General features: G+C 69.4%; 30 protein-coding genes and 1 pseudogene. 9 read left to right on the forward strand and 22 right to left on the reverse strand.

Annotated features, from left to right (window positions below; all coding sequences use genetic code 11):
- Position 1: 1 nt before the first annotated feature.
- The 8 genes from CSW60_RS06865 to CSW60_RS06900 all read right to left on the reverse strand — a co-directional run bounded on the left by CSW60_RS06865 (position 2) and on the right by CSW60_RS06900 (position 7,445).
- Complete coding sequence (locus tag CSW60_RS06865) at positions 2-1,483, reverse strand: CpaF family protein (RefSeq protein ID WP_099536517.1); 1,482 nt, start codon at positions 1,481-1,483, stop codon at positions 2-4.
- 1 nt (position 1,484) lies between these two features.
- The gene (locus CSW60_RS06870; protein WP_099536518.1) at positions 1,485-2,870 is read right to left on the reverse strand and encodes a CpaE family protein; all 1,386 of its coding nucleotides are present in this window, start codon (positions 2,868-2,870) and stop codon (positions 1,485-1,487) included.
- Entirely contained in the window at positions 2,870-3,559 is a 690-nt protein-coding gene (locus CSW60_RS06875) for a CpaD family pilus assembly lipoprotein (protein WP_099536519.1), read from the reverse strand. Before CSW60_RS06875 ends, CSW60_RS06870 begins: the two co-directional genes overlap by 1 nt.
- Before the next feature lie 7 nt (positions 3,560-3,566).
- Positions 3,567-5,207, reverse strand: a complete 1,641-nt coding sequence (locus CSW60_RS06880) for a type II and III secretion system protein family protein (RefSeq protein WP_099536520.1) — start codon at positions 5,205-5,207, stop codon at positions 3,567-3,569.
- Positions 5,204-6,073, reverse strand: coding sequence for a Flp pilus assembly protein CpaB (cpaB, locus tag CSW60_RS06885; protein WP_099536521.1), 870 nt, complete (start codon positions 6,071-6,073; stop codon positions 5,204-5,206). Before cpaB ends, CSW60_RS06880 begins: the two co-directional genes overlap by 4 nt.
- A gap of 174 nt (positions 6,074-6,247) precedes the next feature.
- Positions 6,248-6,760, reverse strand: a complete 513-nt coding sequence (locus CSW60_RS06890) for a prepilin peptidase (RefSeq protein WP_099536522.1) — start codon at positions 6,758-6,760, stop codon at positions 6,248-6,250.
- Positions 6,761-6,891: 131 nt separating this feature from the next.
- On the reverse strand, positions 6,892-7,068 hold the full coding sequence (locus tag CSW60_RS06895) for a Flp family type IVb pilin (protein ID WP_099536523.1): 177 nt from the start codon (positions 7,066-7,068) through the stop codon (positions 6,892-6,894).
- A gap of 182 nt (positions 7,069-7,250) precedes the next feature.
- Positions 7,251-7,445 (reverse strand): Flp family type IVb pilin, encoded by a 195-nt coding sequence (locus CSW60_RS06900; RefSeq protein ID WP_099536524.1) that lies wholly within the window; start codon positions 7,443-7,445, stop codon positions 7,251-7,253.
- A gap of 441 nt (positions 7,446-7,886) precedes the next feature.
- On the opposite strand from CSW60_RS06900, the gene CSW60_RS06905 reads away from it, so the two are divergent.
- The 6 genes and pseudogenes from CSW60_RS06905 to CSW60_RS06930 all read left to right on the forward strand — a co-directional run bounded on the left by CSW60_RS06905 (position 7,887) and on the right by CSW60_RS06930 (position 12,304).
- On the forward strand, positions 7,887-8,753 hold the full coding sequence (locus CSW60_RS06905) for a transposase (RefSeq protein WP_062095314.1): 867 nt from the start codon (positions 7,887-7,889) through the stop codon (positions 8,751-8,753).
- Positions 8,750-9,103, forward strand: a complete 354-nt coding sequence (gene tnpB, locus CSW60_RS06910; RefSeq protein WP_062095312.1) for an IS66 family insertion sequence element accessory protein TnpB — start codon at positions 8,750-8,752, stop codon at positions 9,101-9,103. Before CSW60_RS06905 ends, tnpB begins: the two co-directional genes overlap by 4 nt.
- 72 nt (positions 9,104-9,175) lie before the next feature.
- The gene (locus tag CSW60_RS06915; RefSeq protein WP_099536525.1) at positions 9,176-10,702 is read left to right on the forward strand and encodes an IS66 family transposase; all 1,527 of its coding nucleotides are present in this window, start codon (positions 9,176-9,178) and stop codon (positions 10,700-10,702) included.
- A gap of 9 nt (positions 10,703-10,711) precedes the next feature.
- Positions 10,712-11,083, forward strand: a pseudogene (locus CSW60_RS06920) (pilus assembly protein N-terminal domain-containing protein); the annotation flags it as partial.
- A gap of 85 nt (positions 11,084-11,168) precedes the next feature.
- Complete coding sequence (locus tag CSW60_RS06925) at positions 11,169-11,750, forward strand: TadE/TadG family type IV pilus assembly protein (RefSeq protein ID WP_099536527.1); 582 nt, start codon at positions 11,169-11,171, stop codon at positions 11,748-11,750.
- The gene (locus CSW60_RS06930; RefSeq protein WP_099536528.1) at positions 11,747-12,304 is read left to right on the forward strand and encodes a TadE/TadG family type IV pilus assembly protein; all 558 of its coding nucleotides are present in this window, start codon (positions 11,747-11,749) and stop codon (positions 12,302-12,304) included. The genes CSW60_RS06925 and CSW60_RS06930 overlap by 4 nt, the downstream gene beginning before the upstream one ends.
- Here CSW60_RS06930 and CSW60_RS06935 read toward each other — a convergent pair.
- The 6 genes from CSW60_RS06935 to CSW60_RS06965 all read right to left on the reverse strand — a co-directional run bounded on the left by CSW60_RS06935 (position 12,301) and on the right by CSW60_RS06965 (position 18,475).
- Positions 12,301-13,056 carry an aminotransferase class IV gene (locus tag CSW60_RS06935; RefSeq protein WP_099536529.1) on the reverse strand — a complete coding sequence of 252 codons (756 nt, stop codon included), beginning with the start codon at positions 13,054-13,056 and terminating at the stop codon, positions 12,301-12,303. The genes CSW60_RS06930 and CSW60_RS06935 overlap by 4 nt on opposite strands.
- Positions 13,053-14,393 (reverse strand): aminodeoxychorismate synthase, component I, encoded by a 1,341-nt coding sequence (pabB, locus tag CSW60_RS06940; RefSeq protein ID WP_099536530.1) that lies wholly within the window; start codon positions 14,391-14,393, stop codon positions 13,053-13,055. Before pabB ends, CSW60_RS06935 begins: the two co-directional genes overlap by 4 nt.
- 138 nt (positions 14,394-14,531) lie before the next feature.
- On the reverse strand, positions 14,532-15,986 hold the full coding sequence (locus tag CSW60_RS06950) for an MFS transporter (RefSeq protein WP_099536531.1): 1,455 nt from the start codon (positions 15,984-15,986) through the stop codon (positions 14,532-14,534).
- An 81-nt stretch (positions 15,987-16,067) separates the two neighbouring features.
- Positions 16,068-16,841, reverse strand: a complete 774-nt coding sequence (locus CSW60_RS06955; protein ID WP_099536532.1) for a tyrosine-protein phosphatase — start codon at positions 16,839-16,841, stop codon at positions 16,068-16,070.
- Positions 16,842-16,910: 69 nt separating this feature from the next.
- Entirely contained in the window at positions 16,911-17,288 is a 378-nt protein-coding gene (locus tag CSW60_RS06960) for a hypothetical protein (RefSeq protein WP_099537585.1), read from the reverse strand.
- 44 nt (positions 17,289-17,332) lie between these two features.
- Positions 17,333-18,475, reverse strand: a complete 1,143-nt coding sequence (locus tag CSW60_RS06965) for an acyltransferase (RefSeq protein ID WP_099536533.1) — start codon at positions 18,473-18,475, stop codon at positions 17,333-17,335.
- A gap of 102 nt (positions 18,476-18,577) precedes the next feature.
- Between CSW60_RS06965 and ygiD the strand changes: the two genes are divergently transcribed.
- Positions 18,578-19,348, forward strand: a complete 771-nt coding sequence (gene ygiD, locus CSW60_RS06970) for a 4,5-DOPA dioxygenase extradiol (RefSeq protein WP_099537586.1) — start codon at positions 18,578-18,580, stop codon at positions 19,346-19,348.
- A 124-nt stretch (positions 19,349-19,472) separates the two neighbouring features.
- On the opposite strand, the gene CSW60_RS06980 is transcribed toward ygiD, so the two are convergent.
- Positions 19,473-20,153: a DJ-1/PfpI family protein gene (locus tag CSW60_RS06980; RefSeq protein WP_099536534.1), complete on the reverse strand. Its 681-nt coding sequence runs from the start codon at positions 20,151-20,153 to the stop codon at positions 19,473-19,475.
- A 96-nt stretch (positions 20,154-20,249) separates the two neighbouring features.
- Here CSW60_RS06980 and CSW60_RS06985 point away from each other — a divergent pair, with 96 nt between their 5' ends.
- Positions 20,250-21,191, forward strand: a complete 942-nt coding sequence (locus CSW60_RS06985; RefSeq protein WP_099536535.1) for a GlxA family transcriptional regulator — start codon at positions 20,250-20,252, stop codon at positions 21,189-21,191.
- 7 nt (positions 21,192-21,198) lie between these two features.
- On the opposite strand, the gene CSW60_RS23430 is transcribed toward CSW60_RS06985, so the two are convergent.
- The 4 genes from CSW60_RS23430 to CSW60_RS07000 form a co-directional block, all read right to left on the reverse strand.
- Positions 21,199-21,363, reverse strand: coding sequence for a hypothetical protein (locus CSW60_RS23430; protein WP_161495627.1), 165 nt, complete (start codon positions 21,361-21,363; stop codon positions 21,199-21,201).
- 63 nt (positions 21,364-21,426) lie between these two features.
- Positions 21,427-22,044 carry a DJ-1/PfpI family protein gene (locus tag CSW60_RS06990; RefSeq protein WP_099536536.1) on the reverse strand — a complete coding sequence of 206 codons (618 nt, stop codon included), beginning with the start codon at positions 22,042-22,044 and terminating at the stop codon, positions 21,427-21,429.
- 26 nt (positions 22,045-22,070) lie between these two features.
- Entirely contained in the window at positions 22,071-22,436 is a 366-nt protein-coding gene (locus tag CSW60_RS06995) for a VOC family protein (protein ID WP_099536537.1), read from the reverse strand.
- A gap of 24 nt (positions 22,437-22,460) precedes the next feature.
- Positions 22,461-23,018: a DUF1003 domain-containing protein gene (locus CSW60_RS07000; RefSeq protein WP_099536538.1), complete on the reverse strand. Its 558-nt coding sequence runs from the start codon at positions 23,016-23,018 to the stop codon at positions 22,461-22,463.
- 140 nt (positions 23,019-23,158) lie between these two features.
- Between CSW60_RS07000 and CSW60_RS07005 the strand changes: the two genes are divergently transcribed.
- Complete coding sequence (locus CSW60_RS07005) at positions 23,159-23,959, forward strand: SDR family oxidoreductase (RefSeq protein WP_099536539.1); 801 nt, start codon at positions 23,159-23,161, stop codon at positions 23,957-23,959.
- Here the strand turns inward: CSW60_RS07005 and CSW60_RS07010 are convergent.
- From CSW60_RS07010 to CSW60_RS07020, 3 genes are all read right to left on the reverse strand, one after another.
- Entirely contained in the window at positions 23,919-25,067 is a 1,149-nt protein-coding gene (locus CSW60_RS07010; protein ID WP_099536540.1) for a cell wall hydrolase, read from the reverse strand. The genes CSW60_RS07005 and CSW60_RS07010 overlap by 41 nt on opposite strands.
- A 409-nt stretch (positions 25,068-25,476) precedes the next feature.
- Positions 25,477-26,448: a hypothetical protein gene (locus CSW60_RS07015; protein WP_236634229.1), complete on the reverse strand. Its 972-nt coding sequence runs from the start codon at positions 26,446-26,448 to the stop codon at positions 25,477-25,479.
- Positions 26,449-26,480: 32 nt separating this feature from the next.
- Positions 26,481-26,810 carry a PadR family transcriptional regulator gene (locus tag CSW60_RS07020; RefSeq protein ID WP_099536542.1) on the reverse strand — a complete coding sequence of 110 codons (330 nt, stop codon included), beginning with the start codon at positions 26,808-26,810 and terminating at the stop codon, positions 26,481-26,483.
- Positions 26,811-26,923: the final 113 nt, after the last annotated feature.

The raw sequence follows: 26,923 nt of genomic DNA on the forward strand, positions 1-26,923 counted from the left end.
CCTACTCCGCCGCGTCGAGGGCTTCGGCCAACTCGCGCTCCAGGCCGTAGTAGCGGGCGCGATCCCAGAACCTGGGGCGGGCGATGCCGGTCGAGCGATGGCGGCCTAGCACGCGACCGTGCTCGTCCTCGCCGGTGATGTCGTAGACGAAGAGGTCCTGGGTCACGACCACGTCGCCTTCCAGCCCGACCACCTCGGTGATGTGGGTGATGCGGCGGCTGCCGTCGCGCAGGCGGGCGGCCTGGATGATCACGTCGACCGAGCCGACGATCATCTCCTTGATGGTCTTGGACGGCAGGCCATAGCCGCCCATGGTGATCATGCTCTCGACCCGGCTCAGCGCCTCGCGCGGGCTGTTGGCGTGCAGCGTGCCCATCGAGCCGTCGTGGCCGGTGTTCATTGCCTGCAGCAGGTCGAAGGCCTCGGGACCGCGCACTTCGCCGACGATGATCCGCTCGGGCCGCATGCGAAGGCAGTTGCGAACCAGGTCGCGCATCGTCACCGCCCCCTGCCCTTCCAGGTTCGGCGGCCGGGTCTCCAGGCGCACGACGTGCGGCTGCTGAAGTTGAAGTTCAGCGGCGTCCTCGCAGGTCACGACCCGCTCTGTGGGGTCGATGAAGGCGGTCATGGTGTTGAGCAAGGTCGTCTTGCCCGAGCCCGTGCCGCCCGAGATGATCACGTTGCAGCGGCAGGCGCCGATCACGCCCAGCACCCGCGCGCCCTCGGCGCTGATGGAGGCGTACTCCACCAGATCCTTCATCGTCAGCTTGTCGCGCCGGAACTTCCGGATCGTCAGGGTCGGGCCGTCCAGGGCCAGCGGCGGGGCGATGACGTTGACGCGGCTGCCGTCGGGCAGGCGGGCGTCGCAGATCGGGCTGCTCTCGTCGACGCGGCGGCCGACCTGGCTGACGATCCGCTGGCAGATGTTCATCAGCTGCTGGTTGTCGCGGAAGCGGACATTGGTCAGCTGGACCTTGCCGCCGACTTCGATGAACACCCGGTGCGCGCCATTGACCATGATGTCGGCGATGTCGTCGCGGGCCAGCAGCGGTTCGAGCGGACCATAGCCGAGGACATCGTTGGTGATGTCCTGGACCAGGGCCTCCTGCTCGGAGACCGACATCGAAACGTTCTTGATCGCCACCAGCTCGGCGACGATGTCGCGGATCTCTTCGGCCGCCTGGCGCTGGTCCAGCTGGGCCAGCTGCGACAGGTCGATGGTGTTGAGCAGAGCGTTGAAGATCGTCGTCTTGGTGACGTGGTAGTAGTCGCTCTGTTCACGGACGATCGGCGCGGCCAACGGCGCGGCCTGGCTGGCGACCGCGCGCGGCGGCGGGCCGGTCACCTTGGGCGGCGGCGCGACGGGCGCGGGCGCCGGAGCGTCGACCTCGACGCGACGCGGGCGCGTGGCGATCGCCGCGCCTTCCGCCGGAGCGGGCGGCGGCGCCTTCTGTTCGGCGGACGGGGCGCGCTTGCCGAACATCTCAGCCCTTCTTGAACAGGGCCGACAGCAGCGAGGCCTTCGGGGTCGTCGGCGGCTCGCGGCGGCTGATCAGCCGCGCCAGCTGCTCGATGCCCTCGGCGGCTTTCGAGCGCGGCGCGATCTCGGCCAGCATCTGGCCGTTGTTGGCCGCCAGGCCGTAGGGCTTGGGATCGAACGGCAACACCAGCGAGGGCTGCAAGCCCAGGGCGTCGCCGAAGTCCTTCACGGGGATTTCCGGGCGCCCCGGCACGCCGACCTGATTGAGCACCAGGCGCGGCGGGGCGTCGTTGGGGCGGGCGGCGCGCACCAGGTCGATCATGTTCTTGGCGTTGCGCAAGCTGGCGAGGTCGGGCGTGGCCACCACCACCAGCTCGTCCGAGCCCAGCAGCACCCTGCGGGTCCAGGCGCTCCAGACGTGCGGCATGTCCAGCACCACATAGGGCGCGGCGGCGCGGATGCGGTGGGTGACCTCGTCGAAGGCGTCGGCGCCGATCTCGTAGTCGTCGTCCAGGGTCGCGGGGGCGGCGAACAGCGACAGGCGGTCGCCGCAGCGGACCATCATCCGGTCCATCAGCACCGGGTCCAGGCGGTCGGGCTGACTGAGGGCGTCGAACACCCCCTGCACCGGGTCCTGGTTGAAGTCGAGGCCGGCGGTGCCGAAGGCGAGATCAAGGTCGGCCAGCACGGTCGCCGTCTGCAGCCGCTCGGACATCGTCCAGGCGAAGTTATGCGCCAGGGTCGAGGCCCCCACCCCGCCCTTGGCGCCGACGAACGCCACCTGGCGGCCGACGAAGGGCGCGGACGGATCGGCGTACAGGTCGGCGATCGCGCGGATCACCGACAGGGCCGAAAGCGGCGGGGTAAGGTACTCGCTGACGCCCCGCCGCATCAGCTCGCGATAGAGGGCGATGTCGTTGGCCTGGCCGATCACCACGACCTTGGTCCCGGCGTCGCAGACCTGGGCCAGGGCGTCCAGGCGGTGCAGCAGGCGCTGGGCGTCGTCCAGGCACTCGACCAGCACCAGCGAGGGCGTCGGATGGTCCTGGTATTCGTCGACGGCCGCGGCCAGGCCGCCCATCCGGACCACCGTGGTCGCGCGCGCCATGCGGCGGTCCTTGGCGGCCTGCTCCAGCACCCCTGCGGTCTCGGAGCGGGCGCAGAAGGCGTGGATCGTCACGCGCGGAATCAGCGCCTCGGCCACGCCGCTTTCGGGAATGGGCTGCGGGATGCTGGTCTCGCCGCGCGGGGCCAGCGGATCCTCGAAGCCCCCGATCGTCGGCTCCAACGCCGGCGGCGCGGAGGCTCGCCAGGGATCGGACGCGCCCGTCGTATAGCTCTCGGCGTCCTCGAGCCCCAGGTTGAAGGGATCGTTGTCGGCCGGCGCCATCAGGGGATCGCCTTGGAAATCGAGCCGTCGGCCTGGCTGTCGCGCGGCGAGCTGGTGATCTCGCCGCGGCGATACTTGCCCATCACGACGTCACGGCGGCCGGCGTCGACCGGCGTGGCCTCGCGCGGCCGGACCAGGTCCTCGGGGTTGGCGACCTGGGCGGCCATGTTGGCGGCGACGGCGCAGCCGAAGTTCTCGTAGGCCTTGTTGTCGCGCGTGGCGGTCAGGCTCTCCCAGGCCTGGCCGCACTTGGGGATCTGGGCCTCGTATCGCGTGAAGCCGACGCGCAGGACAGGCTCGGCGGCCGCCGCCGGATCGGCGCCGACGATGCGGACCTGGGCGGCGGGCGCGCCCAGGAAGATCAGACGCTCGCGCGCCTGAACGGCCATGGCGCCGGCGTTGGCGGGCGCGGTGATCGTCAGCTCGCGCCCTTCGGCCTGCAGCCAACGGCCGACCAGCGCCTGCAGGGCGGCGCGTTGATTGTCCGAAAGGCCGGTGGCGTGGACCGCCAGCAGGATCTCGTCCGCGGCCGGCGTCACCTTGACCCGCTCGGCCCAGACCTGCGTCTCGGTCGCGGCCTGGGGCGCGGGCGCGACGGACGGGGCCGAGGCGCAGGCCGAAAGGCCCGCCACGGCGGCGAGCCAGAGGCTGGTCTTCAGGACGGTCTTGACGGGGAAGCGACGCGTCATGGCGGCCCTACTCGATCACATAGCCCACGGGGCCCTGGTAGGCGCGCCCCGCATTGGCGCCCGGCGGCGCCTTGACGACCTGGTTCAGCCGACCCATCAGCACCGTGCTCATGTCCCCGGCGATCGCCAGGCCGTCGGCCGGCGTCTGCAGGTCGCGCGGCTTGGTCGGGTCGACGATGTAGGGCGTGACGATGATGACCAGCTCGGTCTCGCCGTTCAGGAAGTCGCGCGACCGGAACAGCGAGCCCAGGATCGGCATGTTGGTCATGCCCGGCAGGGAGTCGATCGCCTGCCTGGTGGTCTGTTGCAGGAGGCCGGCGATCATCAGCGACCCGCCGGAGGGCAGCTCGACCGTGGTCTCGGCGCGGCGCACCGACAGGCCTGGCACGGTCAGCGACCGCGACGCCGTACCGTTGCTGAGCGTGAAGGCGCCCAGGCTGGACAGCTCCGACACCTCGGTCGACAGCTTCAGCGAGATGCGGCCGCCGGACATCACCACGGGCGTGTAGCCCAGGCCCACGCCGTACGGCTTGAACTCGATCGCGATCCGGCCGGTGTTGTCGCTGCCGGTCGGCACCGGAAACTCGCCGCCGACCAGGAAGTGGCCGGCCTCGCCGGAGACCGCCGTCAGGTTCGGCTCGGCCAGGGTGCGCACCAGGCCCACCCGCTCGAAGGCGGCCAGGCAGGCGCCCAGGCTGTTGCCCGTGGTGGCCGACCAGGCGGCGGAGGCCGCGCTGCTGACCGCGTTGCTCACCGCGCTGGTCGTCCCGTTCGCGGCGTCGCCGGTCGAAGCGTTGACCGTGGTCTGGGTCGAACCGTTGCTGCTGTTGCTGAAATTGCTCTTGCGAAGATTGTCGCGGCCGTAGCAGGCGCCGCCGCCGCCCAGCAAGGCGCCGTTGACGCCGAAGGTGTTCTCCCGCCCCACGGTGTAGGACTTGAAGCCGTCGTTCAGCAGATTGTCGGTCGAGACGCCCAGCTGCTTGATGACGTTGCGCTGCACCTCGACGATGCGGACCTGCAGCATCACCTGGTCCTTGCCGGCGATGCTGAGCATGTTCAGCACCTTGTCCGGCGAGCCGGTGAACTGGGCGGCGATGCGGGCGGCCGCTTCGGACTGGGCCGGCGTGCGGACCACGCCGCTCAGGACCACGCTGTCGCGGATCGGCCGGACCTCGATCTTCGCCTCGGGCAGCACGCGGTTCAGGGTGTCGGCCAGTTGGTCGACGGGCTGGGCGACCTTGATGGACAGCGACAGGATCCGGCGGCCGACGTCGTCGAAGAAGGCCGCGTCGGTGACGCCCTCGGCCAGACCCACGATGTAGACGCGGCGGCGGTCGCGCAGCACGGCGTCCGCGACGGCGGGACTGGTGACCAGCAGGTCGCGGACGTCGGAGGGCAGTTCGACGATCGCCGACTTGCCCTTGGCCAGCTCCAGGGTCGCGGCGGTCTGGTCGGCGGTCAGGACGACGCGCGAGACTTGGCCGTTCGTGACGGCCGGCGCGGCGGCGGGCGGCGCCGAGCGCGACACGGCGCGCGGCGCCGTCGGATAGACATGCGTGCCCGGTGCCGGTCCGTCGGCCAGGACGGGCGTCGCCGTGCTCAGGCCCAGCAGCGCCGCGAGGTGAATGGTCAGCAGACGGCGGCTCACGGTCGCACCGCCATGACAGTGGTCTGGCCGCCGCGATTGATCCGCACGGCGGCGGCTTCGGCCGGCGCGGCCACGCCGCCGGACGGCGCGCCGGCGTCGGTATAGGCGCGCAGGGCCAAGGTAACGGGACCGCCGGCCTTGGCGGCGGCCAAGGCTTCGGCCTCCGCCCCGCCGACCTCCAGCGTGGCGGTCGTGGCGACCATGGTCTTGGCGTCCTTGTCGGCGGCGGTCTTCTGATCGAGGGCCAGGACGCGGACATTACGCATCACGGTCTCGCCGACGATCACGCGCCCGCCGCCCGCGGCCATCGGCGTGTCGCGCGTCGCGATCACATCGACCCGGTCGCCGGGCAGGATGAACCCGCCGGCGGTGGTGTCGGCCGAAACCGGCACGGCCACGGCCCGCTTGCCCGGCGTGAGCACGACCGACAGATAGCCGCCTTCCCCGCCTCGCACGATCTTGCGGGTGGTGATCGGTTCGCCGGACAGAATGGGATCGCGGACGATGGCGCCGTCCAGCGCCTTGGCGGGGTCGCCGCCGATGATCTGGCTGGTCACGGCGGCCTTGGCCTGGGCGACCGCGCCCTCGGCCTTGGGCGGCGTCGCGCCGTTGGTGATGAAGGCCGCGTTGACGGAGTCCGAGGGCCAGGCCTGCCAGCCGATATCGGCCTCGCCCAGGCGCGCGCCGACGGCGAGATCGTGCTTGGCGACCAGCACCTGGACCATCGGCTTGGCCGGCGCGGCGGTCGGCGCGGCGACGGCGCCGGGCTTTTCAGCCTTGCCGCCCAAAGCCCGCTGCAGCACCACGGCCATGCCGATGGCCGAGACGGCGGCGATCAGAACGATCAGGAGGCGGACGGGGCTCATGCGCGGGCGGAACTCGTGCGGTCACTCTGGAAAACCGGGGGCCGCCTCCGGGCGAGCACGCGCGATTCAGTCTCGGCCGTTCTGGCCGAAGCGCATGGTCGTCCGCTTATAGTTAACGAGGACTGAAATTCCGGTTAACGCCAGCCCGTCCCCCCGCGGCGGGCTGTCGCGGCCTCAGCCCAGAACGCCTTGAGCCAAAAGCGCTTTTGGGAAGGCGATCAGGGCGCCCGCGGCGATCGCGACGCCGTAGGGCAAATCACCGCCCTGCTGGCCCAGTCGACGCACCCAACCCGGGCCTCCCGCCACGAGCGGCGCGACCCAGCCCGAGCGCAGAGCCAGGACCGCGAAGGTCAGCGCCCCGCCGGCCAGGGCGGTGTAGAGGAGGAACGGAGCGACCGCCGGCCAGCCCATCCACAGCGCGCAGGCGGCCAGCAGCTTGCCGTCGCCGCCGCCAATCCAGCCGGCCGCGAACATGCCCATGCCCAGCACCAGCGCGCCGAAGCCGACGGCCAGGCAAAGGCCGATCGCGGAAAGGCCGGCGCCGCTGGCGAGAGCGGCCGGAACGAAGGCGACGATCAGGGCCAGGGAAACCCAGTTGGGGATCGTGTAGCTGGTCAGGTCCTTCAACGCCCCCACGATAGCCAGGGCCGGAAAGACCATCAGCAGCGAGATCTGGAGAGCCTGCATTGCGTCGCGCGCCTGAATGGGAACCGCCGCATCGTGCGATGAGACCCGTGAAGTAAGGGTTTCCCCAAAGACAAAAAAAGCCGCGACGCCTGAACGTCGCGGCCTCTCGCTGCCGAGCGAAGTCTTGAAGTCTATTCGCCGCCCAGACCGACGCCCACGCCGGTGACGCGCGCGCCGGGGCTGAACACGACGCCCAGCCCGGTCACGCAGACCATGGTGATGGCCGCGATCACGGCGACGAACAGGCCATATTGGATGCCCGCGACGCCGGCTTCATCCTTGGCGAAGGCCTTGATCAGTTGGGTCACGACGCGTTTTCCAGAGAGTGATCCGATGACGCTCAACCTACGCCCACGCCGTGAATTTCACGTTATTCACCGAGGTTAATTGCGAGTTACCGAATAGAGTTCGAAACACTTTGGAGCTCGAACAAATAAAAAGGGCCGGGATAAACCCAGCCCTTTTCAGTGCGGATCTTTTAGATCTTTGCTTAGCCAGCGGCCGGGGTCGACGTCGACGTCTTTTCGATCGCCTCGCCGGCCTTGCCGAACGAGCTGCTGAGCTTCGTGCCGAGGCTCGTGACGGCGGTCACGATCACAACGGCGATCAGGGCGACGATCAGGCCGTATTCAATGGCCGTGGCGCCGGATTCATCCTTCAGGAAGCGCGTGACGAACTTGGTCATGACTTGGTCTCCAAAACCAGAGCTTGTGAGTTGAGGTTTCCAAGTCAGCTCGACTTGCCACCCCTCCGAGAACACGACCAACTTCTCGCCCTGCACTTAATTGGTAGTAAATTAGAAATGGTTTATTTCATATTTAGCTAAGTTTATTGGAATTTACTATTATCAGGACTTAACCATAAGGCAGAAATCGACACCAAGAGCCTGATTCATCGAGGCTTTTCCGGCAGATGCGCGGCGTGCCGCAAGGCGCCCCTTAGGCCTTTATTGACCAATCCGTCCGATCCTGATGGGCGTTTGCTCCCGTCCAAGGCACTCCATGCGTCGCTCCTTGTTCATCTTTGCCGCGCTTCTGGCCGCCTGTTTGCGTTCGGTTGTTGCACTCTTGTTCTCCTTCCATGAGACGAACCATGTCGGGCTCCTGATGATCGAGGGAGGTCGGCCGTGGCGTCGAAGCGCTACCAAAACCGAGGACTGCGGACCTACTGGGCGGTCCACATCGAGGCCTGGCGGCTGAGCGGTCTGTCGCGCGCGGCGTACTGCGGCGAGCACCAGCTCAAACCCGGCGTCTTCAGCAGTTGGCTGAAGAAGATCGGTGACGCCGACGCCTTGCAGCACAAGCCTTCGAGCAAGCGAAAGCCTCCGCCGCGACGCTCCGCCAGCGAGGTCCGCAACAGGGCCGTGCAGGCGTTCTGGGCCATGCACGTCGAGGCCCAACTGTGGAGCGGACTGAGCGCCGCAGAGTACGCCAGCGCCCATCGACTGACACCGTCGTCGCTGCGTCAGTGGCGTCAACGCCTGGACGAAGACCCCCTTGGGATCGATTGGCGAGAGCTCGTTCATCCCAGCGCCCGCCCGTATGTGGGCCCCAGACGAAGCACTAGTGCTAAGGCCCGGACGCCGGAATCCGGCTTGACGGGCGCGACCAGGACCGTCCGCGACGGTGATGGTCGGAGTAGCCGCCGGACGTTCAACGACGAGCAAAGGCGCGCCATCGTCGCCGAGACACAGGCGCCCGGCGCCACGGTCAGCGCGGTGGCCAGGAAGCACGGCGTGGTCACCAGCATGGTGTTCCGGTGGCGCGCCCAGATGGGCCTTGGCCAGGACCAGCGCGCCCGGCTGGCTCGCGTTCGCCTGGTTGGCGAAGGCCTCAAGGCAGCGGGCCAGGCGCCCACGGCGGGCATCCCCTTGCCCATTCCCGAAGGCGCGGTGGCGGTCGATCTTGGCGACGGACGCCGGGTCTTCGCGCCGCCCGGGAGCGATCCGGACGAGGTCCGACGGTACGTGGCCCAGCGGGAGGCGGCGCGATGATGATCATCCCCTCCGGCGTGAAGGTGCATCTGGCGCTGGGTCAAACCGATATGCGCAAGGGCTTCGACGGCCTGTCGATGCTGGTGCAAGACCTGCTGAAGGAAGACCCGTTCTCGGGCCACTTGTTCGCCTTCCGGGGACGAAAGGCCGACACCATCAAGCTGCTCTACTGGGACGGAACGGGGCTGTGCCTGTTCACCAAGCGACTGCAACGCGGGCGCTTCATCTGGCCCCATATCACCACGCCAGGCGGCTGCGTCGTGCTCACGCCCGCACAACTGGCCATGCTGATCGAAGGCATCGACTGGCGGTTCCCAGAGCGCACCTGGAGGCCCGCCATCGCCGGCTGAAACCACGCCAAAACCCCTGTCAAATAAGGGGAAAGTGCTTGGTCGCGGACTCCGAAAATAGTAGAATCGGGCATGCGGCTGGATCTCGAAAACCTGCCTACCGACACGGCCTTGCTGCATCAGTTGGTGCGCGAAATGGCTGGCTTCGTCGGTGAGCGGGACGGCGAGATCGAGCGGCTCAAAGCCATCATCAAGCAGCTCCAGCGCGCCCAGTTTGGCCGCCGGTCCGAGCGCCTGGACGCCGATCAACTGGCGCTGGCCCTGGAGGATGTCGAGACCGATCTGGCCGCCGCCGAAGCGCGCCGGCCCGACATCCTGCCGGCGCCCGCGAGGGCTCAGCCCAAGCGCAAATCGCTCCCCGACCACCTGCCGCGCGAAGACCGGTTGATCGATATCGCCAGCCCGGTCTGCGCCTGCGGTGGCGCGCTGCACAGCATCGGCGAGAGCGTCAGCGAGATGCTGGACTGGGTCCCCGCGCAGATGCGGGTGATCCGGATCGTGCGCCCCAAGTATGCCTGCCGGGCCTGCGCCACGGTGGTCCAGGCGCCGGCGCCGGAGCGACCGATCGACGGCGGCCTGGCCACGCCAGCGTTGCTGGCCCAGGTGCTGGTCAGCAAATACTGCGACCACACCCCGCTCTATCGGCAGTCCAAGATCTTTGCTCGGCATGGCGTGGATCTGGAACGCTCGACACTGGCCGGCTGGGTCGGCGGAGCCTGTTGGTGGCTGCAAGCCCTGCACGACAGGCTGGCCGAAAACCTGTTCGCCAGCGGCCATCTGTTCGCCGACGATACGCCGATCCCGGTGCTGGATCCTGGCCGGGGCCGGACCAAAACCGGGCGCCTCTGGGCCTACACCCGTGATGATCGACCCTGGGGCGGACCCGAGCCGCCGGGCACGGTCTATGTCTATGCGCCGGACCGAAAGGGCGAGCGCCCGGCCGCCCATCTGGGCCGGTTCAAGGGCGTTCTCCAGGTCGATGGCTATGCCGGCTTCGAACCGCTGACGGCGTCCGGGGACGTCAAGCTGGCGGCCTGTTGGGCGCACACTCGGCGCAAGTTCTATGAGATCGCCGAGTCCACCAAGGCGCCCGTGGCCGTCGAGGCGTTGCGCCGGATCGGCGAGCTCTACGCCATCGAAGCCCAGGTGCGCGGCCAGTCGGCGGCGCTGCGACGGGCGGCGCGTCAGGAGTCTTCCCGTCCGTTGGTCGATGCCCTGCACGCCTGGTTCGAACGTCAGCTCACCCGCGTGCCGCCGCGCGGCGCCCTGGCCGAGGCCATTCGCTACGCCCTGGGCCGCTGGGACGCCCTCAGCCTGTTCCTCCCCGATGGCCGCAGCGACCTCGACAACAACCCCGTCGAGCGCGCGATCCGGCCTATCGCCCTGGGCCGCAAGAACCACCTGTTCGCCGGCTCGGACGGCGGCGGCGACCGCTGGGCCGTGGTCGGATCGCTGATCGAGACCGCCAAGATGAACGGCGTCGAGCCCTTCGCCTACCTGCGCGATGTGCTCGAGCGCATGGTCGACGGCCACCCCGTCAACCGCCTCGACGAGCTGCTGCCCTGGGCCTGGAAGAGCGGAAATCACGTCAACACCTGACCGACGTGCAGCGGCCGGACGCTTACGGCCGCCTGGAGCGTCGACGCCTCGGCGCAGTCGCGCCCCCTGCCGGTCGCGGCCGGACAGGCAATTTCCCTGTCGATGGAGGGCGCGGTGCGCGACGTGGTCATCGGCGACCCCGACATCGCCGACGTCAGCGTCGTCAGCGACCGCACCCTGGTCGTGCTGGGCAAGCGGCCTGGCGTCACCAGCCTGCTGGCGTTCGGGCCCGGCGGCCGCCCCCTGACCGATCGCCAGGTCGTGGTGTCGGAAGGCGGCGGCGGCGCGGTGACCGTCTATCGCGGCGCGTCGGCCAGCAATTACGCCTGCGGTCGTCAGTGCACGCGCCTTGGCCCGCCGGCGGCCGGATCTCCGCCCTGACCGGCGGAAAACGCCGTCCCTTTCTAACCAGTGATTAGGGTCGTTCCGCCTAGGCTCGCGGTTCGTTCACGAGGCGCCGCTCCGCATGGCCCATCGCCCCTTTCTCGATCGCGCGCTTGCTGAGCGTGTCGGGCGCCGGCTGGCGAGCCTGCGCCCTGTCCGCCTCGCGACGCGGTTCGCGCGCGCCGAGCGCGGGGCGACCGCCGTCGAGTTCGCTCTCGTCTCGATCCCGTTCCTGCTGCTGGTCATGGCGATGATCGAGCTGGGGCTGGTGTTTCTGGTCTCGCTGACTCTCGAGAACGCCATCATCGACGCCGGCCGCACGATCCGGACCGGCGAGGCCCAAAGCGCCAAGATCACGGCGGCGGATTTCAAGACGGCCGTCTGCGCCAGGATGAACTGGCTGGGCGATCGCTGCGCCGGCGCCCTGTCGCTGGACGTCCGCACCTACGCCGACTTCGCCAGCGTCAGCACTTCGAACGCCAGCGGGACCGTGCCCGACCCCGTCTCCTGGGATCCCGGCAAGGCCGGTTCGATCGTCCTGGTGCGCGGCTACTACACCTGGCCCTTGGTCACGCCGCTGATGAACACCGGCCTGCAGAGCGCCAATGGCAAGCGGATCATCTACGCCGCCACCGCCTTCATGAACGAGCCTTACGAGCAATGAGGTCCCGCCGGCCATCCCCGCGGCGCTTCTGGCGCGACCGGCGCGGCGCCTCGGCCGTGGAGTTCGCCCTGATCGCGCCGGTGCTGATCCTCATGTACTGCGGCATGGCGGAGCTGACCCAGGCGATGATGGCCCAGCGCCGGGTGTCGAACATCACCTCCTCGATCGGCGACCTGACCGCCCAGGCGTCGCAGACGGGGCCGGCTCGGACGACGGACATCTTCAATATCGGCGCGATCATCATGACGCCGTTCCCGACGAGCGGCCTGAAGATGTGCCTCGCCAGCATCGTGTCCGACGCCAATGGCAAGAACACCGTGGCCTGGTCGCGCGCCTCCGAGGCGGGCATGACCAACTGCCCCGCGCAGGGCGCGGTGCTGACCGACGTGCCGAAGGCCGTGCTCTCCGCCAACAAGAGCGTGATCCTGGCGCGCGTGGCCTATGTCTACAGTTCGCCGATCCAGCTGGTCCTACCCAAGCCGCTGACCTTCAACCGCACGCTCTATCTGCGCCCGCGCCGGGTGGACGCGGTGCTGTGGTCGGCGGCGAGCTAGGCCGGAAGCGCCGAGCGCAGGCGCTCGACCAGCGGATGGGCCTCGAAGGCCCGATCGCCCAGGCGCGAGACGGGACGCACGCCGATCAGGCTGTTGGTCAGGAACACCGCCTCGGCGCGCTCCAGCGCCTCGGGCCCCGCGGCGACCTCCTCGACGGCCTGCGCCGCCAGCAGCCGCGCCCGGGTGATCCCGGGGAGCACGCCGCAGTCGAGCGCCGGCGTGAACAGCCGCCCGCCCGCGACCCAGAAGAGGTTGGCCGCCGCGCCGCAGACCAGATGGCCGCGATTGTTCAGCATCACCGCCTCGTCGGCCCCGGCGGCGACCGCCTCGGTCCGGGCCAGCACGCTGTCGATATAGGAAAGGGTCTTCAGGCGACTGGCCGGAGAGCCTTCGTTGCGGCGGACGCTGGAGATGATCGCCCGCGCCGGCGTCGTCACCGGCGCCACCGCCGCGACTCGCGCGAACAGGCGGGGCGTCAGGTCGGCGGGACGGTCCAGGCCACGGCCGCCCGATCCGCCGCTCAAGGTCAAGCGCAGCGCCACGCGGCCCGTCGCCGGGACCATGCGGCGACACAGCCCCTCCGCCTCGGCGCGATCAAAGGGCAGGCCCAGCACAGCGCAGCCTCCGGCCATGCGATCGAGGTGCTCGTCGAGGTGACGGATCTCGCCGTCCAAGGCCAGCAGGGTCTCGAACAGACCCTCGCCCAGCAAAAGCCCGCGATCGTCGAAGGGAATGGCGTCGTGAGCGATCATCCAAGGCTCTCCGTCAGCGCGCGCCGGATGGCGGCGATCTTGGCTTCGGTTTCGAGCCGCTCGGCGCGCGGGTCGCTGTCGGCGACGATCCCCGCGCCAGCGCGCGCCTCGACCCGCCAGCCGGCGGCATCCTCGACCAAGGCGGCGGTCCGGATCAACACGCTGGAGTCGAGTGCGCCATCATGACCCACCCAGAATAGGGAGCCGCAATAGGGGCCACGCGGCGGCTCAAGGCCCGCGATGACCTTCATGGCCTGGACCTTGGGCGCGCCGGTGATCGAGCCTGGCGGAAAGGCGGCCCGCAGCAGGTCGGCGACGCCCCGCCCCGGCGCCAGCCGCGCGGTGACCGTCGAGACCAGGTGATGGACGTTGGCGAAGCTCTCGATCCGGAAGAGCTCCGGGGCCCGAACGCTGCCCGGCGGACTGACCCGCGCCAGGTCGTTGCGCATCAGGTCGACGATCATCAGGTTCTCGGCCCGGTCCTTGTCGCTGGCCAGGAGCTCGGCGGCGAGCGCCAGGTCCCGCGCCGGATCGCGGTGGCGGGGCCGCGTGCCCTTGATCGGCTTGGTCTCGATCGCCCCGTCGGGCGAGACCTTCAGGAACCGCTCGGGCGAGTTGGAGACCATCGCCCGGCCCGGCAGCCGCAGATAGGCCGAGAACGGCGCCGGGCTCTGGCCGCGCAGGCGGGTGAACAGGTCGAACGGATCGGCGCCGGGCGCGAGCCGCCCTTTCCACGCCCGGGCGATGTTGGCCTGGAAGATCTCGCCGGCCAGGATGCGCTCGACCACCTCGGCCACGGCCGCTTCGTAGGTCGCCGGATCGTCGGCGGCGAGGTCGGGGCACAAAGGGACCTTGGGCTCCGGACGCGCGGACGCCGGCGCGTCCAGCCAGGCCAGGGCCGCGCGGGCGCGGGCGTCCGCCTCGCCCTCGCTCGCGCCCCGGCCGATCGCCAGCACCTGGCGGGCGTGGTGGTCGAAGGCCAGCAGGGCCGGATAGCGGGCGCAGGCCAGGTCCGGCCAGTCGGAGCGCGCAAGGCCCAGCGCCTCGATCCGGTCGCCCAGCTCGTAGGCCGCCAGGCCTACGACGCCCCCCTGGAACGGCGGCCCGTCCGGGTCGCTCGCCTGGCGCGGCCCCAGCAGGTCCGACAGCGCCTTGAACGGATCGATCTTGTCGTCGGCGGTCAGGCTGAACGTCTGGTCCGGCGCGCGCAGCAGATACGACCACCGCCCGCCCTGCCCGCCCGACATCAGGGCGCAGGCGTAGGGCTCATCCCGGAAGGGCGCCATGGCCCAGACCGGCTCTCGCCACGGGGCGGTGAGGATGGCGACGCGGCGCATGGGGGCCGGAGTATCAAAATCCTCTCCCTAGCGGGAGAGGTGTCGCCGCAGGCGACGGAGAGGGAAGAGACAGGACCGGAAGAACTTCCCCCTCCGATCGCTTCGCGACCACCTCCCCCGCTGGGGGGAGGATTCATTCTACCCCTCCCGTCCCCCGCCCTTCACGGTCGACAGCCCCACCAGCCCGATCAGCATCAGCGCGGCGATCGGGATGAAGCCCGCCACCTGAGCCTGAAAGATCTTGGTCGCCAGGGCCACCAGCAGCGAGCCCAGCCACACCGTCGCCGTGCCCGACAGCGAGAACAGGCCGAAGAACGCCGCCATGCGGTCGGGCGGCGCCAGGCGCACCAGCAGCGTCCGGCTCGACGCGTACTGCGCCGTGACGAACACGGCGATCAGCAGGCTGCAGCCCAGATAGACCAGCTCCGGCAGGCTCTGGAACAGCGGGCCGTTCCATACGGGCGGATGCGACGCGGTCGGCCAGGGCCAGACGTACAGGACCTTCTCCCGGTTGGTTCCGATCATGCCCAGCAGCATCAGGATGCAGCCGATGATCTCGGCCTGCACCGCGCGTCGCGGCCCCAGCGTCCGGTCCAGAACCGGCGCCACCAGGCCGCCCAGCACGCCGAAGATCGACAGCAGGATGCCGTAGGCCAGCATCTCCAGCTCGCCCCATTGCATCAGCCCCGCGGCGAACAGGCCGCCAAAGATGATCATCGCCGTCATGCCGTCGCAGTAGAACATCCGCACGGCCAGGAACTTGGCGGCCTCGGCGTGGCCCTTGAGGTTGGCGAAGGTGTCAATGATCAGCCGCACGCCCTCCTTCAGCGACGCCAGCATCGACACGCCGGTGCGGGCCGCGTCGCGGGTCCACAGGAAGAACGGGATCGCGCCCAGCAGCATGACCACCGCCGACAGCGGACCGGCCAGGCGGCTCGGCTCGTTGTCGGCCTGGCTGAGGCCGAACAGCGGCGTGGCGGGGACGAACGACCACGGGACCTGGCCAGGCAGCACGAAGGCCCACATCACGAAGATCAGCAGGGACACCGAAAGCCCGTTGGCGACCGCGTAGCCCAGGCCCGACAGCACAGGCTCCTGTCCAGGCTCGGCCGCCCGCGACAGCAGCGAATTGTTGAGCACGTCGCCCAGGTTATAGGCCACGCCCAGGGTGATCAGGGCCGCGCCGATCAGGGCGACCGAGGGGCCGCCGGGCTTGGCGAACCACAGCATCAGCAGGATCGGCAGCATGACCGCCAGGATCACGGCCATGAACGGCTTGCGCGGCCCGTAGCGCTCGATCGAGGCGCCCAGCAGCGGCGCGGTCAGGGCGGTGATGATCCCATAGACGGTGGAGATGTCGGCCACGACCGCCTGGCCCTTGACCGGATCGCCGACCAGCACGCGCGAGAAGTACGGCGCGAACACATAGATGGTGACCAGGATGACATAGGGGTCGCGGCTGCCCTGGTGCAGGATCCAGCTGAGCGCCCCGCGCGAGAGCCGTTTTCGCGGCGCCGGAACCAGGACGTCCTCGGCCCCCGCTTGACCCAGCACCTCGCTAACGCCCGGAGGCGTCCCCGCCAGCTCGCTCATACAGCACCCTAATGTCGCCGGCCCTCTGACGGGGCCATGCGACGAGGCTGGACCTTAAACGAGCGTTTGTCACCTTACCGATTAGAGCAGGATATGCGCCCGCACCTGCTCGCGCGCGCCGGCGTCCAGCCCGACCACCTGCTCCAGATAGCCGTCCAGCGAGCCGCACTGTTCCTTGATCACCGCGAAGGCGGCGGCCAAGTACCGCGCCTCGACGCCCATGGCCGCGCGCATGGCGGCCTCGTCGGGACGGCGGCCGGTCAGGTCCTGGATGTGGTCCATGAAGATGTGGCCGCGACGCTCGAAGCGCGTGGGGTCGTTGGTCAGAAGGTAGTCGTCGATGACGTCATCGTCGGCGACGCCGGCGATGTGGTGCGTCAGGGCCGCCAGCACGCCGGTCCGGTCCTTGCCCGCCGCGCAGTGGATCAGCGCCGGACCCTTGCCCTCGGCCAGCGCCAGGAAGAAGCGGCGGAAGAGGTCGATGTGCCGTTCCTTGAACGGCAGGCGGCGATAGTACTCGTCCATATAGTCATGGACGGCGTCCTCGGTGAGGTCCGTGCTGGTGATGAACTCGATCCACGGATCGGTCCCGGTCACGCCCAGATCATTGTCGATCACCTGGGCGGAAAAGCCCCGCCACCGGCGCGACGGCGAACGTTCGCGCTCGTTGGGTCGGCGCAGGTCCACCAGGGTGACGATCCCCAGGGCGGCCAGGGCGTCGAGGTCCTCGTCGGTGGCCTCGGCCTGATGGGCGGCGCGGAACAGCACGCCCTTCTTCAGCCGTCCCGCCCCCGCGGCGTAGTCGCCGAAGTCGCGGAAGTTCTCGACGCCTTGCAGGGGGATCAGTCTGGTCATGCCGGGGGATTTAGCGGCGACGCGGCCGGATGGCGAGAGGGACGCGGGGGAAAGTCGCCCCTCTTCCGCTCACCACCATTTGGCCTTGCGGTCCGCCTCGGTCGCCGGCTTGGCGCGCCAGATGAAGACGAAATTTCGATGCTCGGCCCAGGTCTGGCCTTCGAGGCCCTCGGCGACCTGGCAGACGCTGGTGTGATAGGGCCCCTGGCCGTCGGTCGTGCGGAAGCTGGCGCAGGTCCGCCCCTTCGAGGTCTTCCAACGCCCCGCCTGGATCTCGCTGTCATAGAAGCTGCCGGTCACGCGGCCATCGGCCTCAAGGCGCAGGCTCATGCCCTTGAAATAGGGCTGGTCCGGCTTGGCCGAGAGATCGACGACCCAGTCGCCGGCCAGCGGCGCGGCCGCCTGGAGTGAAACGGCGAGCAGCAGGGCGAGCATGGGCGTCTCCAGCAACGAGGAATAACGTCGTTACGCAGCAGAGCGCGTCTTGGACGCTATCGCCGAAGCAGAGGTTGGAGCCGGTCCTGGATCGGCTGATCGATATAGGTGTGGAACAGCCAGGCCGCGCCATAGGCCAGCGGGAAGCCGGCCAGCCACATCAGCCACTGCCAACCGATGCCGATCGGCACGGTGTCGATCAGCTTGTGCACCGCGCTCCAGTAGATGACGCCCACGAAGATGTGGGTGATGAACAGGGCGAAGGACAGCTTGGCGCCCTCCTCGATCCAGGCCTGGGGGCGCTTCACGGGCAGGCGGCCGGCGCCCAGCACGATCATGGCGATGGCCAGCAGCGACGGCGCGTCGAACATCCACTCGTCCGGCAGGGCGTAGCGGTCCAGCGGCTGGGTGACGACCAGCAGGGCGACGCCGCCCCACAGCAGGCCCTTGGCCGCGCCCTCGGAGGGCCAGCGCATGTCGACCGCTCGCGCCAGGCAGACGCCCAGGATGAACAGAGGCAGGGCTCGCACCACGCCGAACTGGAACTGCAGGTCCGCCAGGGCATGCTTGAACACGACCTCGGCCAGCACCTCGAAGGCGGCCAGGATCAGTAGACCGATCACCGGCAGCAGCCAGGCGTGGCGGATCTTGCTGACATTGCGCCAGAACAGCGGGAACAGGGCGTAGCAGACGATCAGCGCCGACAGCGACCAGCTCGGCAGGTTCCACCCGTCGCTGGGAAAGCCCCAGGCATGGATCAGCAGGGCCTGGCTCGGCAGCTGGTCCCAGGCGAAGCGGCTGGGCTTGTGGGCGTCGGTGCCAAGGCTGTTCAGGATCAGCACCAGCACCGCCAGCATCGCCAGCACCGCCAGATGCCCCGGCCACACGCGCGCCGCGCGGCGCGCCCAGAAGCGCGGCGTGCTGATGTGCCCCTTCAGCACCGAGCCGCCATAGGCCCGGCCCAGCACATAGCCCGACAGCATCAGGAAGAAGTCCGTGGCGAGAAACCCGCGCGAGAACACCTGGGCGAACCGCTCGATCCGCATCGGGCTCTCGGCGCCGTAGTGGTAGACCACGATCAGCAGCGAGGCGAGAAACCGGAGGAAATCCAAGGCGCCGCCGCGCACGGCCTCCTTGCCGGACGGCGCGGAGGCGGTTTCCGACGAGGTCGAGGCGGGGGGTGTAGGCGGCGCGGTCACGGCTCGCGCATACCAAAGCCGCTCGCGCCGGGAAAGCGCCTGCTTGCGACGCGGGGCGGCGACGCCTATCTGTAACTCATCTTGTTTCTAATGAGCTCGACCATGTCTCGCACCCCCGTCCTCTTCCTCGGCCACGGCTCGCCGATGAACGCGATCGAGGACAACGCCTGGAGCCGCGACTGGGCGCGCCTGGGCCGCGAGCTTCCGCGTCCGCGCGCCATCCTGATGGTCAGCGCCCACTGGGAGACGCGCGGGGCCTCGGCGGTCAGCGCCGCGACCGCGCCCGAGACGATCCACGACTTCGGCGGCTTCCCCCAGGCGCTGTTCGACGTCCAGTATCGCGCGCCCGGCGATCCGGCCCTGGCCGCGCGGGTCGCCGAGCTGCTGTCGCCCGACCCGGTCGTCCAGCATCCGACCCGCGGCCTCGACCACGGCGCCTGGGGCGTCTTGAAGCCGATGTATCCGGAGGCCGACATCCCGGTCGTCCAGCTCAGCCTGGATCGCGGTCGTCCGGACCGCTGGCACTACGAGGCTGGCCGCCGCCTCGCTCCGCTGCGCGACGAGGGCGTGATGATCCTGGGCAGCGGCGACATCGTCCACAATCTGCGCGCCATCGACTTCCGCCGTCCCGAGACCCTGCCCTGGGCCGAGCGCTTCAACGACCGCGCCAAGGCCCTGATCCTGGCCGGCGACCACGACGCCCTGATCGACTGGCGCGGCCTCGGCCCCGACGCCGAGGCCTCGATCAACAGCGCCGAGCACTACCTGCCGCTGCTCTATGTGCTTGGCGCGGCGGGGAAGGACGAGCCGATCAGCTTCTTCACCGACGATGTCTGGGCGGCGATCTCGATGACGGGCGTGAAGGTGGGGTGAGTAAGTTGCTCCCCCGCGATGCGGGGGAGCTGTCGCGGAGCGACCGAGGGGGCGAGCTGGGCGAACGCTGCGTTAGCCCCCTCCGGCCCTCTGGGCCACCTCCCCCGCATCGCGGGGGAGGATCTTATAGAGCCGCCGCCGCCTTCTCAGCCGCCGCGACCCGCTCTCCCATCGCCGCGCCGTAGAGCGCCGTGATCCGCCCCAGCACCTTCGGCGGCGCGGTCTCGGGACGGCCGGAGTCGAACGGCGGCGCGGGCGCGTATTCCACGGCCAGCTGGATGCCTTGCGCGACCTCGTCGCCCGCGAGTTCGGCGATCAGGGTCAGGGCGAAGTCGATGCCCGCCGTCACCCCGCCGCCGGTGATGTAGCGCCCGTCCCGCGCCACCCGCGAAGGGTCGGGGATCGCGCCGAACAAAGCGAGCTGATCGCGCCAAGCCCAGTGGCAGGCCGCGCGCTTGCCCTTCAGGAGACCGGCCGCCCCGAGCACCAGCGAACCCGTGCAGACCGAGCAGACATAACGCGCGCCATCCGCCAGCCGGCGGATCTCGGCGATGAAGTCGCGGTCGCCCATCGCTTCGGTGGTCCCGAAGCCGCCGGGCACGATCAGCACGTCGCACGTCTCGATGTCAGACAGCTTCGGCAGATGCGCGAACACCAGGCCGTCGGCCTCGATCTCGCCGCCCGCCAGGCTGGCGACCGTGACCTTGGCGCCCGGCAGGCGGCACAGCACCTGGTGCGGGCCGGTGAAGTCCAGATGGGTCACGCCGGGGAACAGGGCGATCACGATCGATAGCGGCTGGCTCATGCGATTGTCTCCGTCACGATTGACGGAGAGAACATGGTTCGATTAGCGTCTGGCGGAAATGACATAGTTCCCGCGAATTCAGCCAAGGCGCTTCCCATGCCCCGCGCGATCGGCTTCCTCGTCTATCCCGGCTTCCAGCTGCTGGACGCCACCGGCCCGATCGCCGCGTTCGAGATCGCGGCGCGGTTCTCGCCCGGCGCCTACAGCCTGCATTTCCTTTCCCTGCGCGGCGAGCCTACGCCCAGCTCCTCGGGCCTCGTCGTGCAGACCACGGCCTTGAGCGACGCTCCGACGCTCGACACCCTGATCGTCGCGGGCGGCGACGGGGTGAAGGTTCCGGCCGCCTGCCCCGAGACCCTGGCCTTCGTCCGCAAGGCCGGCCGCGAAGCGCGCCGCGTCGCCTCGGTCTGCTCAGGGGCCTATGTCCTGGCCGAGGCGGGCCTGCTGGACGGCAAGCGCGCCACCACCCACTGGAGCCGGACCCAGGACTTCCAGCGCCGCTATCCGAACATCCGGCTCGAGCCCGATCGCATCTGGATCCAGGACGGCAAGATGTGGAGCTCGGCCGGCATCACCGCCGGCATCGACCTGTCTTTGGCCCTGATCGGCGCGGATCTGGGCGAGGCGATCGCCCGCCGCACGGCCCAGCAACTGGTGGTCTATCACCACCGCCCGGGCGGCCAATCGCAACACTCGGCGCTGATCGACCTGCGCCCCGGCCGCTTCGACGCCCTGCTGTCCTGGGCGCGCCAGAACCTCGCCGAGCCCCTCAGCGTCGAGCAACTGGCCGACCGCGCCGCCATGAGCCCGCGCAACTTCGCCCGCCTGTTCGCCCAGGAGACCGGCGTCACGCCCGCCAAGGCCATCGAGCGCCTGCGCGTCGAGGCCGCCCGCGCCCTGCTGGACAGCCAGCCGCTGCAGGTCGAGGACGTGGCGCTGGAGACTGGCTTTGGCGACCCGGAGCGAATGCGACGGGCGTTCGTGCGGGCGTTCGGCCAGCCGCCGCAAGCGCTGAGGCGGGCGGCGAAAGCGGGATAGCGCGCCGTCAGTCGGTGCAATGAACCTCGTCATCGTCCTCCAGGGCCTCCTGGAGGCGGTGGCCAATCGCCGTGGCGCCGGCGTCGTCGGCGGCGATGTCGCCCTGGTCCTGGCGGTCGGTCGGGGCCTTCTCCAAGACGTCCCGCGTCTCGTCCTCGTTCGGCTTGGTCATCGGAAATCTCCCACGCAACACGCGGGGACTAAGACCCGAGGCGCGCGTCCGTTCCGAATTCCATCACGCGGCGTCGGCCTGGGCGGGCAGGAACGGCGAGACCGCCGCCAGCGCCCGCTCGACATAGGCGTCCTTCTCGCCGACCGGCGCGACATAGCGGATCGCCTCCTCGGCCTCGGCCCGTCCGGCGGCGCGGGCGATGACCCAGGTCGCGAGATATTGCGAGGCCAGGCATCCGCCGGCGGTGGCGACATTGCCGTGGGCGACAAACGGCGCGTCCAGCACCTGGACTCCGGCCTCGATCACCCAGGGCTTGGTGGTCAGGTCCGTACAGGCTGGCAGGTCGCCGACCAGACCCAGCTTGGCCAGGATCAGCGTTCCCGAGCACTGGGCGCCGATCAGCTGGCGCGACGGGTCGAGCCGGATGCGCGATAGCAGTTCAGCGTCGGCGGCGATCTCTCGCGTCTTGGAGCCGCTGCCGATCAGCACCGCGTCCGCCTCGGCGGCGAACTCCAGCGGCTGCTGGCGCTGGATCGTCACCCCGTTCAGCGAGGTCACCGTCTCGGCGGGACAGGCGATCTCGGCCTTCCAACCCTTGGCCTTCATGCGGTTCAGGATCGACGCGGCCACGAAGGAATCCAGCTCGTTGAAGCCGTCGAACGTCAGCACCGCGATACGCATGGTCTGCTTTCCTCTTCGCCGCTTAACTACGACCGCGCCGTCATCAGCTCAATGCGGTTGCCGAACGGATCGTCGGCGTAGACGCGATCCCAGCCCTCCAGCGGCTCATCCTGGACCACCCGGACGCCCGCCGCCTTCAGCCGCTGGGCGAGGGTCAGGACGTCATCGACCACCAGGGCCGGATGCGCCTTGCGGGCCGGACGGAAGTCGGCCTCGACGCCGAGGTGGATCTTCACCGCCCCGTCCTCGAACCAGCAGCCGCCGCGCTTGGCCAGGCGCGGCGGCTTGGCCTTCTCGGCGATTCCCAGCAGGTCTCGATAGAAGGTCCGCGCCGCGTCCTCTCCGCCCGCCGGCATGGCCAGTTGCACGTGCTCGATCGCCAGTATGGCCATGCGACAGCTCCCTCGGGTTCAGCTCTAGCTCCGCTCGGCCCGCAGCCGGGCCACCTCGTCCTGCAGCACCGCCAACCGGGCGGCGTGCTCGCGGCACAGCACCATCAGCTCGTCGCTGCGCAGGGCGTCGAGCTTGTCGATGACCCGCATGATCTCCAGCTCGGCCCGCAGGTTGACGGCGTAGTCGTGCTCGGCGGTCAGGCGATCCTTCGCCGCCTGGCGGTTCTGACTCATCATGATCACCGGGGCCTGGATGGCCGCGACGGTCGAGAGCATCAGGTTCAGGAAGATGAACGGATAGGGGTCGAACACCAGGCCCAGCGGCCTGGTTAGGACGTTCCAGCCGATCCACAACGCCAAGGCCAGGCTGAAGCCGCCGATAAAGCCCCACGAACCGCCCACCGCCGCCACGCGGTCGGCCAGGCGGGTCCAGAACGTCCCCTCCTCGTCCAACAACAGGCGCGGGTCCGAGGGCTGCTCGGCCAGGATCAGGTCGATGACCCGCTTCTGCACGTCGTTGAGCTCGTCATAGGAACGGCCCAAGAGATCCTGGGAAAGCTGGTCGAGATGTTGGTGCGTCATGCGGGGCTCGGAGGCTGGCGATCGGCGGGATGTTTCCCGCCCAAGGCCAAGCCTGGCAAGATCGCGCGACGAGCGCTTGACCCTTTGCGCGGCTCGGCATCTGATCAGTGATAACAAGGATATTGGGAGGGGGCGAGATCATGGCCGCCAACGGTCGCAAGAGCATCTTCATCACGGGCGCGGCCAGCGGCATCGGCCTGGCCTGCGCCAAGCGCTTCGCGGCCGAGGGCTGGTTCGTCGGCCTCGCGGACATCGACCAGACCGGGCTGAAGGCGGCCCTGCTGGCGGTCGGCGCCGCCAACGGCTCGATCCACCCGCTGGACGTCCGCGACCGGGAAGGCTGGGAGAACGCCCTGGGCGACTTCGGGCGCGAGACGGGCGGCAAGGCCGACGTGCTGCTGAACAACGCCGGCGTCGCCCGCTTCGGCGTGCTGGAGGACATGTCCGACGCCGATTGCGACATCCAGATCGACGTCAACATCAAGGGCGTGATCAACGGCGCCCGGGCCGGACTTCCGCTGCTGAAGGCGGCCGGCGGGCGGCTGATCAATGTCGCTTCCTGCGCGGGGCTCTATGGCTCGCCGAAGCTGGCGGTCTATTCGGCCACCAAGTTCGCGGTGCGGGGCCTCTCCGAAGCGCTCGACATCGAATACGGCCGCCACGGCGTCAGCGTCGCCTGCGTGATGCCGTGGTTCATCGAGACGCCGATCCTGAACGCGGGCGCGTCAGGCACGAACGAGCACATGAGCGACGCCCTGCGCGCCGGAGGCCTGGAGGTCTATCCGGTCGAGGACGCCGCCCAGGTCGTCTGGGAGGCGGCGCAGGGCAAGGCCCTGCACTACTTCGTGGGCAAGCGGGCCAAGCAGATGCGCTTCGCCACCAGCCACATGCCGGGCGTGGTTAGGAAGCAGCTCCGCTCCCGGCCCCTACTGTCGACTTGAGGCCTTCCAGCGGCGCGCGGTCGGCCGAGATCGGGATCGGCTTGGCGACCGGCTTGTCGGCCGCCGGCGACAGCGCCCTGGAGGTGGCGATCGGAGCCGAGGCCGGCTCGGTCGCCGGACCCAGCGGACCACCCTGGCCCTGCGTCGAGGCCGGCTCGACATGGGCGATGGCGCTGGCCGCGTAGACGACCGGCGGCTTGCCGTCGGCGGTCAGGCTGGCGATGTCCGAAGGCGCGATGTCGTCCACGGTCGGCAGGTGCGCGGCCGAGGCGTTGTGACGCCCGAAGCGATAGAAGATGTGCATGCCCACCTGGGCCACCCGCAGCAGGCGCGGGCCCCAGCCCGGCGAGACGTTGGTGGTGTGGAAGTGGGTCGCCGAACCAACCTGGTTGCTGATCGCGCCCGACAGCGCGCGAGCGGCGATCTTGCGAGCCCGGTTCCAGGCGCTGACGTCGCGGGCGTGGCGCATCGAGCCGTCGCAGGCGAAGCTGAACTGGCAGCCGGTGCGGTTATAGGCGCCTTGGAACACCACGCCGCAGATCGACTTCGGGAAGGCCGGGTGGCGCACGCGGTTCATGACCACCTGGGCCACGGCCGCCTGGCCGCTGGGGGTCTCGCCGCGGGCTTCGTAGTAGACGGCGTCGGCCAGGCACTCGAGCTCGCGCGAGCTTTCCAGGGCGTTGCCCAGTTGGAAGGGACCGGCGGCGCCGGGGCCAAAGGCCGAACCGAAGCTGGCCCGCAGCATCAAGGGGCCGGTGCGGCCGCTCTGGCCGGGCATCAGGCTGGCGCCGGCGCCTTCGAGGCGGGCGGCCAGCTGGGCCGACTGACGATCGCGCTGATCGACGGCGGCGAAGAGGAAGGGATCATGACGCTTGGCCACGGCGAGGGCGCCGGGGTCCATACGCGTAGCCGCGCTGACCAGGGCCGCGTCCGAAAAGCTTCCGGAGGCGCCATCGGCCAAGCGGGCGACGCGGGCGTGCGTGGAGGCCGATTGGGCCAGGCCACCCATCAGGTAAACGCCGCCCAGGGCCAGACCCGTGATGGATCCGACCAATACGGCGCCGACCAGCCCGCGCGCGTCCGCGCGCGTCTGCGACTTGATATACAAAACTCGTGTCCTGCGCGGCGAGGGCGCTCCGGCCCCCCGACAAAAACCGCTTCGAGATCCCCGGAAAAGCACTGTCGGGGAGGCCTTCGAAGCGGGGGATTGGCCGTATCACGACGTGGCCAAGATCCCGCTGTTAGCGGCTTATGAACGATTGGTGACCGACTCGCAAGCGCTCCGCCCCCGTCCAAAGCCCCGCTGCGCGCTCGCGTCGCGGGGTCAAATCGTTAATCCGTTGAATCCGCGTAAAAAGCTCGACAGGAGCGATCGACGATTTTTTTCGTCCTCAAAACCCTTACGCCGCCTGATTTCCACCCATGGTGGCGCTGGAGCCGCGACCTCGCCCGCCGCAGCCGTCGCGATAAAAAGGTTAATACGGAACCTTAAGCTGAGCTTTCCAGAAGGCGCCTTTTCAGCGGCCTCGGGCCAGGCGCCAGCCATGGACGGCGACCTTGATCAGGCTGATGGCCGCCGCCGCCCAGAGGGTGATCTCGAAGGTGAGGTTCAGGGAGCGTTGCAGGTTGGCCAGACCCGCCGCCGAGGCGTCCGGCGCGACCACCGTGACCAGCGGCTGATGCGGCCACAGGGCCCAGACCAGCGCTACGCCGCCCACCGCGCCGACGATCTCGGCCAGGTTCCGCGCCGCGGTCCAGCCAGGCTTGACCACCAGGAGAAGCGACGAGACCGCCTGCAGGATCGCCAGGACCAGGATCGGCCAATACAGCTGCTGGAACACCGGCGAGATCGCCAGGACCGCATCGCCGCGACCCGAATGGATCACCGGGCCGAACGGGAAGCTTATCACCCCGGTCCACCAGCCGATGAACAGGCCGGTCGCGACCAGCTCGAATAGTCCGTCGAACCGGCTCCTCACGAACAGCCCCTTCCCGTCCGACATGCGCGGCAACTCGCTGACCTTCCAGCGCCGCAGGTTGTCGGTCTTGATCCAGCCGCGCTCGATCGCGGCCGCGATCAGGGTCGCCGCGCCGACCAGGCTGAGCGCCGTCGGGATGAAGTCGTTGACCGCGCGGAAGACCAGCCGGGCGTCGCCGTGATCCATGAGCACCGCCAGGATCGCGGGGATCGCCGCCGCGAACGCCGCCACCGCCAGCAGCGCCTTCACGCCGAACAGCCAGAACGGATAGATCTCGGGCCCAACCAAGGCCCGCGCGGGACCATAGCGGCCAGCGACCGCGATCGGGTGGCCGATCTCGCGCAGCAGGTCCTCCATCTCGCGCTTGTCCAGCGGCCGGCCGCGCGCGGCCTCGGCGTCCTCGACGCGGTTCAGGATCAGGTCGCGCAGCTCGGCGACGATATCTTCGCGCGAGCCCTTGGGCAGCAGGGCGGCCACGGCGCCCAGGTAACGATCGACAAGATCGCTCATGTCATGGGGTCCTTTGGAAAGGGTCGCCGCGCTCACAGCAACGGCTCCAGGGCGGCGTTGATGCCGCGCCATTCGTCGGCCAGGCGGGCCAGCACGGCCCTGCCCTCGTCCGACAGCTGGTAGAAACGCTTCTTGCGCTTGTCTTCCTCGCGCCACTCGCTGGCCAGCAGGCCCTGAGCCTCGAGCCGGCGCAGCATGGGGTAGAGCGCGCCTTCGTCGATCTCGACGCCCACCGACGCCAGGGCCTGGCGCAGGCTGTAGCCGTAGCGCTCCTCCCGCAGCTGGGCGAGGACGGCGAGGATCAGCGTCCCCCGCCGCAGCTCCTGACGGAGCGATTCAAAGATGTCCGTATCGGTCGGCATTCGCTATGCGCCACATAGTGTGCATCACATGGTGTGTGACACACACTGTATGTCACACAGTATGAAAGCGAGTCAAGTTGGCGGTTGCGGCCTAACCGTAGGTAGTCGTCCCG

It is taken from the genome of Caulobacter sp. X (assembly GCF_002742635.1).
Classification (GTDB): Bacteria; Pseudomonadota; Alphaproteobacteria; order Caulobacterales; family Caulobacteraceae; genus Caulobacter.